Below are 15,501 nucleotides of genomic sequence, written 5' to 3'. Positions count from 1 at the left end.
AATTAGTGAATTAGTGAATTAGTGAATGAGCGAATGAGTGATTGAGTGGCCTCCGTTGTGGGGAATGGCGAATTAGTGATTGAGTGGCCGCCGCTGTGGGGAATGGCGAATTAGTGATTAAGTGGCTGTTGTTGTGGGGGATGAGTGAATGAGCGAATTAGTGAATTAGTGATTTAGCGGCTGCTGTTGCGGGGATTGAGCGAATTAGTGATTGAGCGGCTGCTGTTTTGGGGCATTATTGTTTCGATGGCTTAATAAATATCGGGGTGTTCTGGGGGTTATGTGCCGCGTTTGATGAGTTTTTTGGTAATTAGCCGGTTGGCGTCTTTAATTTTTAATAGATACAAGCCATCAGGCAGGTTGGTCAGGTCTAGTGTGTAGGTCTCTGAAATAATCGATTTCCCTTCTATCTTATTAATCAATACTCCTTTTGAATCTGTCAGTTCGGCGCTTACGTCGCGGGCTGAATTGCTGAGCGGAAACGCTATGGTAATTACATCTGCCACCGGATTCGGAAAAATCAATACATTTAGTTGTTGACCTGGCTCAACAGAATTAATAATATAGCCGTCCGGGTCTATAATATACCAGCCCATTTCCTGTAGGGCCCGTAGCAGCAGTTCGCCGGGTTTATGGTTCACCTCGGCGGTTCTTACACTGGGTGACATCAGCGAATTATCGCTACCGGCAGGATAGGTGTTTTCGTCAAAATGAGAAATGCTCGACCCCTCACTAAATGTAGTAGGCGCATAAATTCTGGGCAGGCTGTTAGCGAAAGCAGTATTTTTTAGTCCGAAATACAAGGCATTGCTGGTGAGCGCGGTTTTTAAGTCGGTCGACGGATTGCCATAAACCGTGGCATCTGTCAGTTTGATACGGCCGGAATCCTGCAGAAAAGTATCGTAAATGTAATTACTGCCCGACTGCCCGTATTGCCCCTGAGTGGTGTTGGTAATTTTCATGGAAGACGAAAACCCAAGGCCATGTGCAATTTCGTGCAGCACCACGGTGGTAAAGTCAAATCGCCCTGCTGATGCCCTTCCGTCGGTATTGAACGACCAGTTTACACCATTATTCAGCTTCATTTCTATTTCAAATTCGTCGTCGTTCAGATTTCGCCCTGATATAGCCTCTGCCATTGCCACCGGATACCATAGGTTGGTATAAGGTGCGCCGGTAAAATTTTTATAGATGCGGGTTGAACCCGTTACAGCCAGCACACCGGTATTGAGGGCTGTCCATGTGGCTTTAATGCGTATGGGCTGGCTTGAGTACAGATACCCGGCCCAGATGCTCATGGCTTTTTCGTAGGCCGCTTTGGCAGTTTCAGGGAAATCTACATAAGTAACTTCAATGGTGGCAGTAGTGGCAGGTCTGGCATTGGCAGAAAACAATCTTTCAGGCAGAATCTCGGTAAAACTGTTTTCTTCAATATAATGGCATACAACCGGCACGGCAGGCATTGATTGCTGCGCAAACAAGTTGCAAAATGCCAGTAGAAAAAAAGAAATGAATGCCGATAGACGCATTTTCTGGTTTTTAGTGGGGTAATTATGAATATAGACGAAACAAACGCCAAAAAAATTGCATGGCGCGTTGTTCAATGAATGGCTATCAGTTTTGAAACGTAGTCCCAGCAGATAATACCCACAGTAACCGAGATATTGAGCGAGTGCTTGGTGCCAAACTGGGGTATTTCAAGGCAGCCATCGGCAGCGGCAATAGCCGTATCATTAACCCCGAAAACCTCGTTGCCAAATATAAAAGCATATTTTTGACTGGCCTCGGGTCTGAAATCCGGTAGTTTCATGCTGTTTTCAACCTGCTCAATGGCCAGCACGGTATAGCCATTGCCTTTCAGCTCGGCAATCAGGTCTGTAATGCTGCTGCGGTGTTCCCAGGCTACCGATTCTGTTGACCCCAAAGCTGTTTTTTCAATTTCGCGGTGGGGCGGGGTGCCGGTAATGCCGCACAGATATATTTTCTCAACCAGAAAGGCATCAGCCGTTCTGAACGCCGACCCAACGTTGTTCAGGCTTCTGACGTCGTCCAGAATCAGACAAAAATTTTTCTTTTCCACTTCCTGAAACTCCTCAACCGTCAGCCGGTTCAGTTCTTCCATCTGCAGTTTTCTCATATCCACATTTTTTTGCAAAGGTAAGGGGTATTTGTGGTAAAGCGATGCTTTGGGCGTGAAAGGTTAGGGTTTTAATCAATTATTAACCCAAAGTGGGTATATCCAGATTGTTTATTTGAATGGAATCTGAAACAATGAATGCGCTCAATTGTTTTCATTGTAGAATAAAAGTGTGTTTCTGAGACAGGCTTCTTATTAATCATCAAAATAAATTACTTTGCATAATTATGCCTTCGGCTGTGTTTAAAAGCCGTAATAAAATCAACCGTCTGTCTATGTTCATGTCGCTTACTATTGTGCGTTATCCGGGCTGGGCGGTTCCGCTGGCCTTTATTTCTATGGCGGTGTTCAGGTTACCGCTTTTGTTTACTAAAGGGTTGACCTTCTGGAAATTGCTGGGTTGTGGTAAAAACGGTACTTTTGATATAGAACCCGACCTGAAACAATGGGGGCTGCTGGCCGTTTGGGAAACCGAGGCTGATTTTGAAAACTTCAGACAACATTCGTTTCTTCAGCGATGGTGGAAAACCCTTTGCCATGAGCAATGGACCATATTGTGCCAGCCTTGCGAGGCGCACGGTAAATGGGACGGCAAGGAGCCGTTCAGCAAAAGCGCGGTCAGTAAAGATTATCAGGGCAAAATAGCGGTGCTTACCCGTGCCAGCATCCGTCCGTCCAAGTTGCGTGGTTTCTGGGCCAATGTACCGCCGGTTGCGGCAGGCATTAAAGAGGCCGCGGGTTTTGTTACTTCGGTAGGGGTAGGCGAGATGCCGTTTGTAAGGCAGGCTACTTTTTCTATCTGGGAGAGCCTGAACGACGTGAAGCAGTTTGCCTACAAACAGCGAACACATGCGGATGTTGTAAGAAAAACCCGCGATGAAGGCTGGTATTCGGAAGAATTGTTTGCCCGTTTTATACCGCTTAAAACCTTTGGCTCTTTAAACGGGCAGCGTTACCTCTTATGATGGCGCTTTGTTTTTAATGAAAGTTGAAGTCGGCGTTTAGGGTAATGCAAATCATATTTGGGTGGGCTGTCTGAACCGACGGCCTTTTTTTGTAGTTTTGTGTTGGAAAAAGAAACATTAAATTCTGATATAATCATGAACATGGGAGATATTTTCGGGCTGGCTGGTAAAATGAAAGAAATGCAGGCCCGTATGCAGGAAGCACAGGAAAACCTGGGCAAAATAACCGAAACCGGTGAAGCAGGGGCCGGCATGGTGCAGGCAACCGTAAACGGTAAAAAACAGATTCTGAAAATTGAGATAGATGATGAACTGCTGAAAGGCAATGATAAAGAAATATTGCAGGATCTGATTGTGGCGGCCACCAACAAGGCGCTGGAGAAGGTAGAAGAAAAAGCCAAAGAAGAATTGAAGAAAAGTACCGAAGGCCTGATACCGAACATACCCGGTATGGATTTGGGAAGTATGTTCAAGTCTTAAACTTTGATTTAGCGGTCAGCAGCGGCTAACTTTTGTGATTTCACTGATTAGTGAGAAATTGTGCAACTTTGAGTACTTTGTACACATTGTGGCAATTACTTAGTACAAATATTTTATTGCCACAATGTACTCTATGATTACACTAAGTTACACAATTTTCATATTAAATGGCTCAATAAATTTAATCATAAAAATCATTTAATCAGTTAAAACTGTACGCCGCGGCAAAGTTCAAAACAATCAAAGTTCCAATTGATTCTGCATGTCAAAAGTAGCAATAGTTATACTTAATTATAATGGGCAGGGGTTTCTCAGGGAATTTCTGCCTTCTGTGATTAAACACGCTGAGGGATATGAAATTGTAGTGGCCGACAACGCCTCTACCGACAATTCTCTTGTGTTTATGCGGCATAATTATCCGCAAATCAGGTTAATCAGCCTGCCTGTCAATACCGGATTTGCTGGCGGATACAATGAGGCGTTGGCGCAAATAGAGGCCGAATATTATGTGTTGCTGAACTCAGACGTAGAGGTTACGCCCAACTGGGTGGCTCCGCTGGTTGAACTGATGGATGCCAACCCCGCTATAGCCGCCTGCCAGCCCAAACTAAAAGATTATAACAATAGGCAACAATTTGAATATGCCGGGGCAGCCGGAGGGTACATTGACTGGCTGGGGTATCCGTTTTGCAGAGGAAGAATTTTTGATACCTGCGAAGCCGACAACGGGCAGTATGACGATACCCGAGAGGTGTTCTGGGCTACGGGTGCCTGTATGTTTGTGCGGGCGTCGGTTTTTCATGAGCTGGGTGGCTTTGATACCTCATTCTTTGCCCACATGGAAGAGATAGACCTTTGCTGGCGCATGAAGAACGCAGGCTATAAGGTTTATTATTCAGCAGCCTCAACGGTTTATCATGTGGGGGGCGGTACGCTGCATAAATCAAACCCGCGCAAAACTTTTCTTAACTACCGCAACGGGCTGGCCATGATGTACAAGAATCTGCCGCCGGGTCAGTTATTTTCTACTATTTTTTTAAGATTGATACTCGACGGGGTGTCTGGTATAAAGTTATTTCTGGGTGGGTCTTTTAAAGATGTATGGGCTATTATTAAAGCGCATTTTGCTTTTTATGGCATGATGCGGAATCTGGAACGGAAATCGCCCAAAGTATTGAAAGATGTCTATCCGAAAAGCATTGTACTGGCTTATTTTCTGAAAAAGAAAAAGACCTACGGCGAGCTGTAAACGCACCGCAGGCCTTTTTTATGGCCGTTTTATACAAGCCTGTGTTTTATTCTAACACGCGCACTTTCAGGTGGCTGGCGTTGGTTTTGTCGTGATACACCTTATGCGTGGCCGATTGGAAGTCTGACGCGTCGGCATAATGAATATTGGGCAGAAACTTCTGCGGGTTGCGGTCTATGATAGGGAAAAACGTGCTTTGCACCTGTACCATAATGCGGTGGCCTTTCTTAAATGTGTGCAGCACATCCTGCAACTCAAAATTTATCTCTTCTACCTTACCCGGCTTAAATGGCACGGGGGTATCAAAACTCTTCCGGAATTTACCGCGCATGGCCTCACTTCTTACCATTTGCTGATAACCTGCCATTCGGATATGTTTGGCTGTGTTGGGGTTGTCTTTGGCGTCGTCGGGATACACATCTATCACTTTTACAACAAAGTCGGCATCAGTACCTGTGGTTGATACCTTCAGGTCAGCCCAGATATTGCCGGCAAGGGTAATGTCTTTGTCCAGCACGTCAGTCTGGAACGTAAGCACATCCGGGCGGCGGCTGGCGTGGCGTTGGTCGTCAACCATGTATTCGCGCGGCATACCAGAGGTGATATAGTCTGACGACGGCACCGGTTTGGCGGGGTCTGAGGTGTACTGGCTTGCGCTTTGGGCTGCAGCCGGGGCATCAAACGAAAGTTTACCGTTGGCACCAAAGTACAGATTACGTTCTTTAGCTGCTTTGGGTGGCCATTCGGTAAAAGTTCTCCATTGGTTGCTGCCGGTTTCGTACATGGTGGCTTCATTAAAATTATTGTCGCCGATGCCTTTCAGGTAATAATTAAAAAATTTACGCTCTATATTCTGGCGGTAATAAATACCCGTTTTTTGTCCGAAATTCACATTACCCAATATGTCGCCGTCGCCTCTGGCCCAGCCGCCATGTACCCAGGGGCCAATCACAAAAATATTAACTATACCGGGGTTTTTTTGTTCAACAGACTGGTAGGTTTTAAAAGTACCGTACAGGTCTTCGGCGTCATACCAGCCACCCACTACCATTACGGCGTGCCTGATACCGTTGTGGTGATTCAGAATATTGCGGCTTTTCCAGAACTCATCATAATTCGGGTGTTCCAGATTCGCACGCCAGTAAGGGTCTTTGCCCAGGGTTTCGGCATATTTTAAAGAGTTTTTTATCGGGCCCAGATTCAGATAAAACTGGTAGCCGTCTGGTGTGCCGAAGTCAAAACGTTTACCGGGCGTTTGTGTAGGTTTGCCGTCTGTCCGGTTGGTGAACGACGGATAAAACCCAAAGTTATGGGGCAACATAAAAGCACCGTTATGATAGCTGTCGTCGCCGCGCCACAAGTCGGCCATGGGTGCCTGAGGCGACGACGCCACCAGCGCAGGGTGGTTGGCCATAAGCCCGGCAGAAGCATAAAAACCCGGATAGCTGATACCCCACATACCCACCTTGCCGTTGTGGTAGTTCAGGTTTTTCATCAGCCATTCAATGGTGTCATAAGTATCTGTCGATTCATCAAAGGCTTTGCCGCTTTTGGTGTCCTGGTGGGGGCGCATTTCAATAAATTCACCCTCCGACATCCAGCGTCCGCGTACATCCTGATACACAAAAATGAAGCCGTCCTGCATCAGTTCGGCGCTTGGGCCTACCTGAGTTTTTAGTTTCCCTTCACCATACGGAGCCACCGAATAGGGGGTGCGCTGCATCATGACAGGGTATTTTTTTGTTGAGTCTTTAGGCAGGTAGATAGAGGTAAACAGGCGCACGCCGTCGCGCATGGTAATATAGACCTCACGTTTCAGGTAATTATTCTGTACGTAGGAGGGGTCTGGCGTTTGGGCAGACACCGCCACAGTGCAGAAAAACATAAGCACTAAGATAAAGCTTCGCATAGTTGGTTGATAAAAATTTACAGTTTGGATATTGATTGAATTGGAGGTTGTAAAGATAGTAAAGAGAGGAATAATTGTTTGGATTTGAATGTAATAGTTTTGGTTGCATTATTAATTATACAATTGCTTTTGATACCGAGTTTAATTATATTTGGTAAAATTTAAGAATGCATGAAATGAAAAGCAGAAATTATAAAGTGCATATTACAAAGCAGGAGGATGGAGGCTACATGGCTAATATACCTTCGCTGCAGCATTGTTTTTCGTTTGGGGAAACCATTGAAGAAGCAATTGAACACGTAAGGGAGGCCTTAGAGGGTGTGTTGATGGTTATGGAAGAAAAAGGATTGCCTATACCGGACGATAATGATGTTATTGAGGCATCCATTACTATTTCTGAATCTTCTTCTAAAAATCGTTTATCAAATCTTGTATCAGCCTGATGGATTTATCACCGAAGTCTCTGGTTAAATTACTTACTCAAAGAGGTTGGGTGTTAGTGAGAGTAAACGGGAGCCATCATATTTTTTTTAATGAAGACACCAGACAAACACTGCCGGTTCCGATACACAGTAATAAAGATTTAAAATTGGGTACCTATAAAAGTATCTTAAAGATGGCCGGTATTGATTTTGCTGAAGTTGCTAACATCAGTAAAAAGAATAAACCAGATTGAAAACGCCTTAAAGGTTAGTTGGTGTCATCTTTCTAGCTCCGATTTTGAACTTTTTCAATATTTTTTTACTTTTGTAATAGACAAATACTCCGATTGAAAGGTATATGGAAAATTTAATAGAAAGAGTAGAAACTGCCTTAAACTCAGTAAGACCTTATTTACAAACCGATGGCGGAAACGTGAAAGTGGTTGAAATTACTGACGATTACACAGTAAAACTGGAACTGATTGGGGCTTGCGGGTCGTGTCCGATGTCGTCAATGACTTTTAAAGCAGGGCTTGAAGAGGCAATTCTGAAAGCTGTGCCAGAGATACGAAAAGTAGAAGCGCTAAACCTGACACCGGCGTTTTAATACGGTTTCAGGGCTTGGTTAAGCTAAAAATATACAGCCACTTGTGTTTGCAAGTGGCTTTTTTATTATCTTGCAAACACTTTTCATTTGCAGACACTGCGCTAATCAAATAATCAGCTTTAGGTTATAAAATGGCAACCAAAATCAGAGTAGGGGTTTTCTTTGGCGGACAAGCCAGAGAAAGGGAAATATCGTACCTTGGCGGTAAGACAGCTTTTGAGCATATTGACAAAGCCTTGTTTGAGCCAATACCGATATTTGTTGACAGCTTAGGTCATTTTATTCAGATTAACCCTGAACTACTCTACGAAGAATCCATCCGTGATTTTTTTCCTTCTAAAAACCTCAACCGCGGTTTCAGGGTATATATAGAATCGTTAGGAGAACTCAACGAAACACAGCTATACAAACTAATTTATAAAGTAGGTAAACAGATTCATCCGGCCGATTTTCCGGAAATAATGGACTTTGCCTTTACCATTATGCACGGCCCACAGGCTGAAGACGGTAGTTTGCAGGGTTTGCTTGAGTGGTATGGCATACCTTATATGGGCCCGGGGCTCATGGGCTCTGCTGTGGGTATAGACAAACCCATGCAAAACAAGCTGATATCGCTTGTTACCGGCCAGCAGAAAAAGACCATTACCTTTACCCGCGAAGAATGGGCATCGGCCGACCGCTCAAAACTTTTCACCGACCTCATTAACTCAATCGGTTTTCCGTTTGTGGTAAAAGCACCGCATCAGGGCTCATCAATAGGGGTGGCCATTGTCAGAAAAAGAAGTCTGGAAGAGTTTACCAAGGCCGTTAACCAGTGTTTCTTTGAGGCGATTTTCAAGAAGAGCGACTGGGAGAAACTGACCGAACGCCAGAAACGCCACATTATGGAGAAAACCTCTAACCTGGACGAGGGCATTGGTTTCCCGGTAATGGTAAACGGTAAAATACTGGCGCACCCTGCCGACCTGATGGAAGAGCTGGATGCCGTTTTGTTTACGGCCGATACCGCCACGGTGGTGTCTGTTCATGCCGAAGATTATGTGATGATAGAAGAGTTTGTACACGGGCAGGAGTTTAGCTGCGGCGTAATACAAAATGATGACGGCAAAGCCATTGCCCTGCCACCAACAGAAATTTACGGCGAAATACAGACTTTTGATTTTAAATCGAAATATAAATCGAATGTAACCAAGAAGCGGATTCCGGTGGAAACCAGCATGGAGAATCTGCATAAAATACATGAGAGCCTGTTGAAGACCTTCAACACACTGGGTTTTTGTGTAGTAACCCGCATAGATGGCTTTTTAACGCCAGACGGGCGCGTGCTGCTGCATGACCCGAACACCATACCGGGTATGTCGCCGTCGTCATTGATATTCAAGCAAATGGCTGAAATCGGGCTTACCGTTACGCAGTCAATTACTTATTTTATCCGCCAGTCGATCCGTGAGCGTATCAGAAGCGGTAAGAATACCGTAAGTTTGCGCCAGTTGCTCGACAAACTGGATGGCATGATAGACGAGCGCAGAGCCAGCCACCGCAAAAAAGTGGCTGTGATTTTCGGGGAGTCTGACGAACTGTATAAAAGAGCGCAGAAGAAAATCGGGGAGTTTTCGGCTTCGCCGGTGTATGAACCCGTGCCGGTGTGTGCTGCCAAAAACGGGCAGATGTATAAGATACCAATGAACCTGATGTTCAAGGCCGATATCATGGACTTCGGGCAGTCAATCGGTAAGCCCAAACATCCTTTCATTGCCGAAATCATTGACAAGGCCAAAGATATTACAGCCAAATATGCCGGAAGTTTCGATACCCAGATGAAAAAGCTCTCAGAAGCCGAACTGGCCGAAACTGTTCAATTTATTTATCAGTGTGATGCTGAAACGCTGGTTGAGTTGTAGGAAGAAATACTATTTTTAATGTTTATATAAACTTCTGTTCTGTATGAATGGGAGTTTTTTTGTATTATGAACATACTATTTAATAATCTATTTAAAAAAGTCTTAAACTTTGTTCAATTAAAAGTTACTGGTAAATTGTTGTTTTTTCTCAAAATATTTAATGATTTCCTCTTCATGCTTTGTATGTTTTAAAGGTATATTTTTCTCCCAAAATGTAGCATTGTACGGTGACTCTTTTATTATTTTCATATCATTTTCTACAAAAGCAGGGTAAATAGTTTCTTTACTTAAGCCTTCAATTTCTTCATAAAAAAAGAACCAAACTTTTTCAATATTCTGTTCGCTTGAAAACTTTTTTCCGACCTTTTCCGAGAGATAAAGATTGTCAAACAACGAAAATCCATTGCAGTCTTCTTTGTAATTAATATCTAATGCAATGGTGCGATATACATTTCTTGATTTTGGATAATTATACTCTCCTAATATGCGGCATAAATTATCTTTTGAGGTCCGGATGAATATTTCTCCTTCAAATTGAGGGTATGCAGATTCTTTAACTTTTGGTTTACAGTGAATTACTGCAATTTCATGTTCACTACCAGGATTAATATAGTGCTTAAGCTTAAATATATAGGTTTCGGTAATGTCTACTACATTTAGAGGGAAAAATGGCTTTTTGAATATAGTACTTGAATGTAAAAAACTTAGCACTGATATATTAGGAACAATAACTTTCTGAATTTCCATTTGAGCATATCTCACATTAGTGGGCTGCCATTTATCTACTCCGAATTGTCCCCAGGAGGCGTTTAGGAACATTTCCTGAAGTTTGGTGTACTTCCCATTAAAAGTAGAAACTTTTTGGTAGAATGCTTTGAAATAGTGTCTTTTTAAAGTATCACCCAAGGCCTTCCTTATCGTATTGTTTATAATCGATATGGCCGGATTTCCCGTTTTAACTTCAGCCAATTGAATAATAGCAACTGGTAGTTGAATCTCCAGAAAGTCTGTATTATTAACCTCTTTTTGTTTTTGTTGATAGCTTACATGGCTAAATTTCAGTGTCGCTGGCAATTTTTCAACCGTTATCTTAAATTCACCATTTTCATTTGTAATCGTTCCATTTTTAGAAGTGGCTTCTAATACTCCCGCACCTGAAATAGGTTGTTTAGAAAGACTATCAATAATTACACCTGTTATCTGCTGTTGGCTGAAGCTATCAATAGTTGAGAGGAGGGCGAATCCTATTATTATAAAAAGAGAAACCTTTCTTTTTGTCACAGTCATATATTTTTTGGAAATATGAAATACAATATATCAATGAAATTGAATAAACCTAGTCAATAGCTTTATACACGACTCACTGCTGAAATTGCATCAGTACTTTTAATTCTTTGCATATACAAAGTATAAAAATCCAAGATATAAACCTAATACAGATTTATTTGGGATATATATCAAATAATTAATTGACATTTGAATAATTAGAAACTTAAAGTATGGTCTAAACAATACAAAAGCCCCGCCATCAGGCAGGGCTTGGGTAATATATTAAGTAGCAATGCTTAGTTACAATATTCGCGTATTACGTTGTAGGCGGCTGAGTAGCCCAGTTCTCCGGCGTGGCTCAGGTCGTAGCAGCCACCGTTTTCGTCGCCCAGGGCGTGTTTAATAATGCCTCTTACGTAGTAGGCTTCGGCATATTTTGGGTTCAGCTTAATGGCATTGTTGCAGTCTTGCAGGGCTTCTTTCTGGGCATTCATAGATGAGCGTACAAAACCACGGAAAAAATAGGCCTCTGCCGATATCGGGTTTAGCTCAATGGCCTTGTTCAGGTCAATAATAGCATCTTTGGCATCTCCGTTTTTGAATTTTACAATGCTGCGGCTATAGTAGCCTTCTGAGCGGTCATCAGAAAACTCGTTGATTTTGCTTTTTTCCTGCACCTGGTTCCGGAGTTCGTCCAGAATATTCCGGGTTATTCGCCCATTATACACCACTTTCGATTCAATATTTGGGTTATTGATTTCAATGGCTTTGGTAAGGTCATTTAAGGCGCTTTTCTGGTTATTAAGCCTGCTGTAACAAAAACCGCGGCCGTAATAGGCCTTTATGTGCTGGTTGTCTAAGGCAATGGCTTTGTCGAAGTCGCTGATGGCGCCCCGGTAATCATCAATTTTGGTTTTGCTGAAACCCCTGTTATATAAAGATTCGCCATCTTCCGGGTTTAGCTTAATGGCCTCGTCAAAGTCTTTTATAGCGCCCGTGAAATCGTTTATTCTGAGCCTGCTGAACCCCCTGCTGGCAAAAGTCTGCGAGCGTTTCGGGTTCAAATCAATGGCTTTTGTAAAATCGGCAATACTACCCTGAAAATCTTCAAGTCGGGATTTACACAAACCGCGCGAAAAATAAGCCTGAAACTTGTTCACCTCTTCTGTGTTCAGTTCCAGCACTTTGGTAAAGTCTTGTATGGCACGGGTGTAATCAAACAACTTGGCGCGGGCTGTGCCTCTGTACAAATACGCCAGGGCGTCGTCGGCGCTTAAATCAATGGTGCGGTTGTAGTCTTGCAGGGCCGATCGGTAATCGTCCTGCTCGCTTTTGCTTTTACCTCTGAACAAATACGCCAGCGCATTTTTGGGGTCCAGGTCAATGGTTTTGTCAAAGTCCATAATGGCCCCGCGGTGGTCTTTCAGTTGTTGCTTGGCTAGGCCGCGGTTGAAATAGCTGCTGGGGTTGTCCGGATTCATCGATATAGCAGTGCTGTAGGCTTGTGAGGCCCCTACAAAGTCGCCGGCTTTGCTTTTCAAGACACCGATATCAAAGTAATCAGACGCAGTTTGTTGGGCACATAATTGCATTACCCCCAATGCTGTAATCAGAAAACAGACCAGGATAAAACGGTTATTCATGCTAAAATTTTGGGTAGGTGTAAGTAAGAAAGTAAGTGATTTTCTTTGGAATTATACTTTAGCAAAGATAAAAGTATTGGCTATTTACTCAAGTTATTTCAGAAAAAGATTTTATTAAATTTCTATAAGTGAGGGGCTTATATAATTATTCGTCAAAAAACTTGCAATCTTTAAATGTTTTTTAGGAACTTTGCCCGGTTTAAATACTTTTTTAAAAACTAAGTCCTCTTACTTACGTAGCTTTTAACACTTAAAAAACATGAAACTACATCGGCTTCTGGCGGTGGCGGCATTGGGTATAATGCTTGTTGCAGCGTGCAAATCATCAAAAAAATCTTCTCAGGAATCCGGTCGGAAAAAAGACCCTGTAGCTGCCGAGGCTGCTGTAAGAATCGGAATTATGCTTGACAAACTGGCAACCGCCCTGATAAACGCCACCAAAGGCAGTGCAGACATTGTGCGTACCGCCGACGGCATTAACATTGCGTTTCAACCTGATTTTTACTTTGAGTCAAGCTCAGAAAATCTTACCAGTAATGCCAAAGGAGTTTTAGGAAGCATATCTGGTGTGCTGAACGAATACCCCTACACTGAAATATTTATAGAAGGCCATGCCGATAGCAGTGGCAACCAGATGAAAAACAAGATATTGTCTGAAAACCGGGCCAAAGCCGTGGCTTTGTATCTGAAAGGTAATGGGGTGCTGGCCGAAAGAATGGCCATTGCAGGTTATGGCGCTACCAGACCCGTTGAAAGCAATGCCACACCGGAAGGCCGCCGTAAAAACCGCCGGGTTGTGGTAAAAATCAGAGCCAATGAGAAGAAATTCCTGGAGGCCAAGTCGTCAGTGGCGGCGGGGAAATAATGAGTGAATGAGCGAATGGTGAATGAGTGAATGGTGAATGAGCGAATGATGAATGAGTGAATGAGTGATTGGGAAACTATCATTTGTGAAACATTGTGTCATTTGGGTACATTGTGGCAATAAAAGAAAGAGCAGCGGTGTGTTGCTCTTTTTTTGTGCATTGAGGTAATAAAAAAAGAGACAAGGCAGTGCCATTGTCTCTACGCAAATAAAAATAGTATCTCTACAAGAATCGGTTCTACAACAACAACTGCCCGATACCAAACAGCAACACAAATGCCAGTGTTGAGAGCGACATCTGTTTCAGCATGGGGTCGGGGTTGGGGAGTCTGGATACCTTAATGCCGTTGATGAAAAACAACGGGAAGCATAGCACGTAGATAATCATGTATTGTTCTTTCAGCAGGCTGTAGGCCAGTATGCTCAGCATTCCTGCTAAAAGCAAAAACCAGTGGTATCTGATGGCGGTTTCGCGCCCCAGGCGAGCGGGGATAGTCTTCTTACCCGCACGGGTGTCAGAATCTATGTCTCTGATGTTGTTGATGTTCAACACCCCCGTAGCAAAGAAACCGCAGCTGAGGGCAGGGAGCAGATTGAGCCAGTCGAATGTTTTAGTGTATAAATAATTACTGCCCAGCACACCCACCAGGCCAAAGAATATCAGCACCGATACATCGCCCAGGCCGGCATAGCCATAAGGTTTTTTACCGGCTGTGTAGGTATAAGCAGCCAGCATACACAACAAACCCAGCCCCAGAAAACCCCAGAACTCGTTGGCCTCGGCATCTCTGAAAGCAAAATAAAGTAATGAAACGCCAAAAACAAGGCAGATAACGGCTAGCAATATAATACCCCTGAACATCTGCTGTGGTGTAATGGCGCCCGACTGTACCGCTCTTTGCGGCCCCACACGCCCGGCCAGGTCGGCGCCGTTCTGGGTGTCGCCGTAGTCGTTGGCAAAGTTAGACAACACCTGCAGGGCAATGGTGGTAAGGCAGCAAAAGGCAAAAATAAGCCAGTTGAATTGCCTGGCTGATACGGCCAGAAAACTGCCCATCAGGATACTAGATAACGACAACGGTAAGGTACGGGGGCGGGCAGCCGAAAGCCAGTTTTTCATATTCGGGCGATATTCAGTAACAATTGAGTAATGTGTTCGATTAATTGCAAAATTACATAATCCGAGTTCAGAATTATGCAATATTTAGTATAAATTCATGAATGGTGAATCAAGTCGACAGAATCAGGTATCCCAGAGCGATAATCTGTCAGTAGAATTAGGTTTGTCGGTTAAATTAAAGAAGTCCCGTAGGGACGATATACTAATATACCGTCCCTACGGGACTTTCAACGCAAATATCTATGTTATTCTACTAATATATCATCCCTACGGGATTTACATTAACAGAAGATTATTCTCTGAATCAAATCCCAACTGCTTTTTTGAACTCTTCGTTATCCGGAGTAACTTTTGAGTTGAAGAAGTTGGTCAATTCGCCTTTTTCATTTACTACATACTTGCAGAAATTCCAGGTTGGCGCGCTGTCGTTCCAGCCGTTCAGGTCTTTGTGGCTCAACCACTGGTAAAGCGGGTGTTGGTCTTCACCTACTACGCTCACTTTCTCTAACATCTGGAAAGTAACGCCGTAGTTTTTCTGACAGAACTCGGCAATTTCTTCGCTTGTGCCTGGCTCTTGCGAACGGAAATTATTGGCCGGGATACCCAATACCACGATTTTATCGCCATATTTTTTGTGGAACGCCTGCCAGTCGGCATACTGTGGGGTAAAACCACATTTAGAGGCCACATTTAACACGACTACTTTTTTGCCTTTGTAACGGCTGAAATCAATAGTTTTTTTGCCGTCAAGCGATTTCAACGTGTAATCATAGAACGAACCTTTGGCTACTGCCGATGCAGGGCGGCTTAATTCTGTTTCAGATAGAACATTGTTTACAGCAACAAAACTCATGGCACCTATAAGGGTAACCACTGCTGCTGCGGCTAAAATGAGGGTCTTTTTCATTTTAATTGATTGGTTTGATTGAAAGTT

General features: G+C 43.6%; 15 protein-coding genes. 8 read left to right on the top strand and 7 right to left on the bottom strand.

Features of this window, described 5'->3' with window-relative positions; genetic code table 11:
- Window positions 1-278: 278 nt before the first annotated feature.
- Window positions 279-1,529, bottom strand: coding sequence for a T9SS type A sorting domain-containing protein (locus tag MB380_RS14410; RefSeq protein ID WP_253525433.1), 1,251 nt, complete (start codon window positions 1,527-1,529; stop codon window positions 279-281).
- A 71-nt stretch (window positions 1,530-1,600) separates the two neighbouring features.
- Entirely contained in the window at window positions 1,601-2,137 is a 537-nt protein-coding gene (locus MB380_RS14405; protein ID WP_253525430.1) for an RNA methyltransferase, read from the bottom strand.
- 281 nt (window positions 2,138-2,418) lie between these two features.
- On the opposite strand from MB380_RS14405, the gene MB380_RS14400 reads away from it, so the two are divergent.
- From MB380_RS14400 to MB380_RS14390, 3 genes are all read left to right on the top strand, one after another.
- Window positions 2,419-3,102 carry a DUF3291 domain-containing protein gene (locus MB380_RS14400; RefSeq protein WP_253525427.1) on the top strand — a complete coding sequence of 228 codons (684 nt, stop codon included), beginning with the start codon at window positions 2,419-2,421 and terminating at the stop codon, window positions 3,100-3,102.
- A 135-nt stretch (window positions 3,103-3,237) separates the two neighbouring features.
- On the top strand, window positions 3,238-3,582 hold the full coding sequence (locus tag MB380_RS14395) for a YbaB/EbfC family nucleoid-associated protein (RefSeq protein WP_253525412.1): 345 nt from the start codon (window positions 3,238-3,240) through the stop codon (window positions 3,580-3,582).
- A 262-nt stretch (window positions 3,583-3,844) separates the two neighbouring features.
- Entirely contained in the window at window positions 3,845-4,831 is a 987-nt protein-coding gene (locus MB380_RS14390; protein WP_253525374.1) for a glycosyltransferase family 2 protein, read from the top strand.
- A gap of 46 nt (window positions 4,832-4,877) precedes the next feature.
- On the opposite strand, the gene MB380_RS14385 is transcribed toward MB380_RS14390, so the two are convergent.
- Entirely contained in the window at window positions 4,878-6,740 is a 1,863-nt protein-coding gene (locus MB380_RS14385; protein ID WP_253525360.1) for a CocE/NonD family hydrolase, read from the bottom strand.
- Between the two features lie 176 nt (window positions 6,741-6,916).
- On the opposite strand from MB380_RS14385, the gene MB380_RS14380 reads away from it, so the two are divergent.
- The 4 genes from MB380_RS14380 (at window position 6,917) to MB380_RS14365 (ending at window position 9,670) form a co-directional block, all read left to right on the top strand.
- Window positions 6,917-7,183: a type II toxin-antitoxin system HicB family antitoxin gene (locus tag MB380_RS14380; protein ID WP_253525319.1), complete on the top strand. Its 267-nt coding sequence runs from the start codon at window positions 6,917-6,919 to the stop codon at window positions 7,181-7,183.
- Window positions 7,183-7,416: a type II toxin-antitoxin system HicA family toxin gene (locus MB380_RS14375; protein ID WP_253525316.1), complete on the top strand. Its 234-nt coding sequence runs from the start codon at window positions 7,183-7,185 to the stop codon at window positions 7,414-7,416. The genes MB380_RS14380 and MB380_RS14375 overlap by 1 nt, the downstream gene beginning before the upstream one ends.
- Before the next feature lie 104 nt (window positions 7,417-7,520).
- A complete protein-coding gene (locus tag MB380_RS14370) occupies window positions 7,521-7,769 on the top strand; it encodes a NifU family protein (protein ID WP_253525313.1) in 249 nt (82 codons plus the stop codon).
- Window positions 7,770-7,900: 131 nt separating this feature from the next.
- On the top strand, window positions 7,901-9,670 hold the full coding sequence (locus tag MB380_RS14365) for a D-alanine--D-alanine ligase (RefSeq protein WP_253525300.1): 1,770 nt from the start codon (window positions 7,901-7,903) through the stop codon (window positions 9,668-9,670).
- 117 nt (window positions 9,671-9,787) lie between these two features.
- Here the strand turns inward: MB380_RS14365 and MB380_RS14360 are convergent, their stop codons facing one another.
- Window positions 9,788-10,957, bottom strand: a complete 1,170-nt coding sequence (locus MB380_RS14360; protein ID WP_253525297.1) for a carboxypeptidase-like regulatory domain-containing protein — start codon at window positions 10,955-10,957, stop codon at window positions 9,788-9,790.
- 278 nt (window positions 10,958-11,235) lie between these two features.
- A complete protein-coding gene (locus tag MB380_RS14355; protein WP_253525294.1) occupies window positions 11,236-12,582 on the bottom strand; it encodes a tetratricopeptide repeat protein in 1,347 nt (448 codons plus the stop codon).
- 259 nt (window positions 12,583-12,841) lie between these two features.
- Between MB380_RS14355 and MB380_RS14350 the strand changes: the two genes are divergently transcribed.
- Window positions 12,842-13,447 carry an OmpA family protein gene (locus MB380_RS14350; RefSeq protein ID WP_253525291.1) on the top strand — a complete coding sequence of 202 codons (606 nt, stop codon included), beginning with the start codon at window positions 12,842-12,844 and terminating at the stop codon, window positions 13,445-13,447.
- Window positions 13,448-13,685: 238 nt separating this feature from the next.
- Here MB380_RS14350 and MB380_RS14345 read toward each other — a convergent pair whose 3' ends face one another.
- Window positions 13,686-14,567 (bottom strand): 1,4-dihydroxy-2-naphthoate polyprenyltransferase, encoded by an 882-nt coding sequence (locus tag MB380_RS14345; protein ID WP_253525288.1) that lies wholly within the window; start codon window positions 14,565-14,567, stop codon window positions 13,686-13,688.
- A 304-nt stretch (window positions 14,568-14,871) separates the two neighbouring features.
- Window positions 14,872-15,474, bottom strand: a complete 603-nt coding sequence (locus MB380_RS14340) for a glutathione peroxidase (protein ID WP_253525275.1) — start codon at window positions 15,472-15,474, stop codon at window positions 14,872-14,874.
- Window positions 15,475-15,501 lie beyond the last annotated feature (27 nt).

This window comes from Emticicia sp. 21SJ11W-3 (assembly GCF_024138715.1).
Classification (GTDB): Bacteria; Bacteroidota; Bacteroidia; order Cytophagales; family Spirosomataceae; genus Emticicia; species Emticicia fluvialis.
The sequence above is the reverse complement of the archived record's forward strand: the minus strand, read 5'-3'. Positions and strand labels throughout refer to the sequence as shown.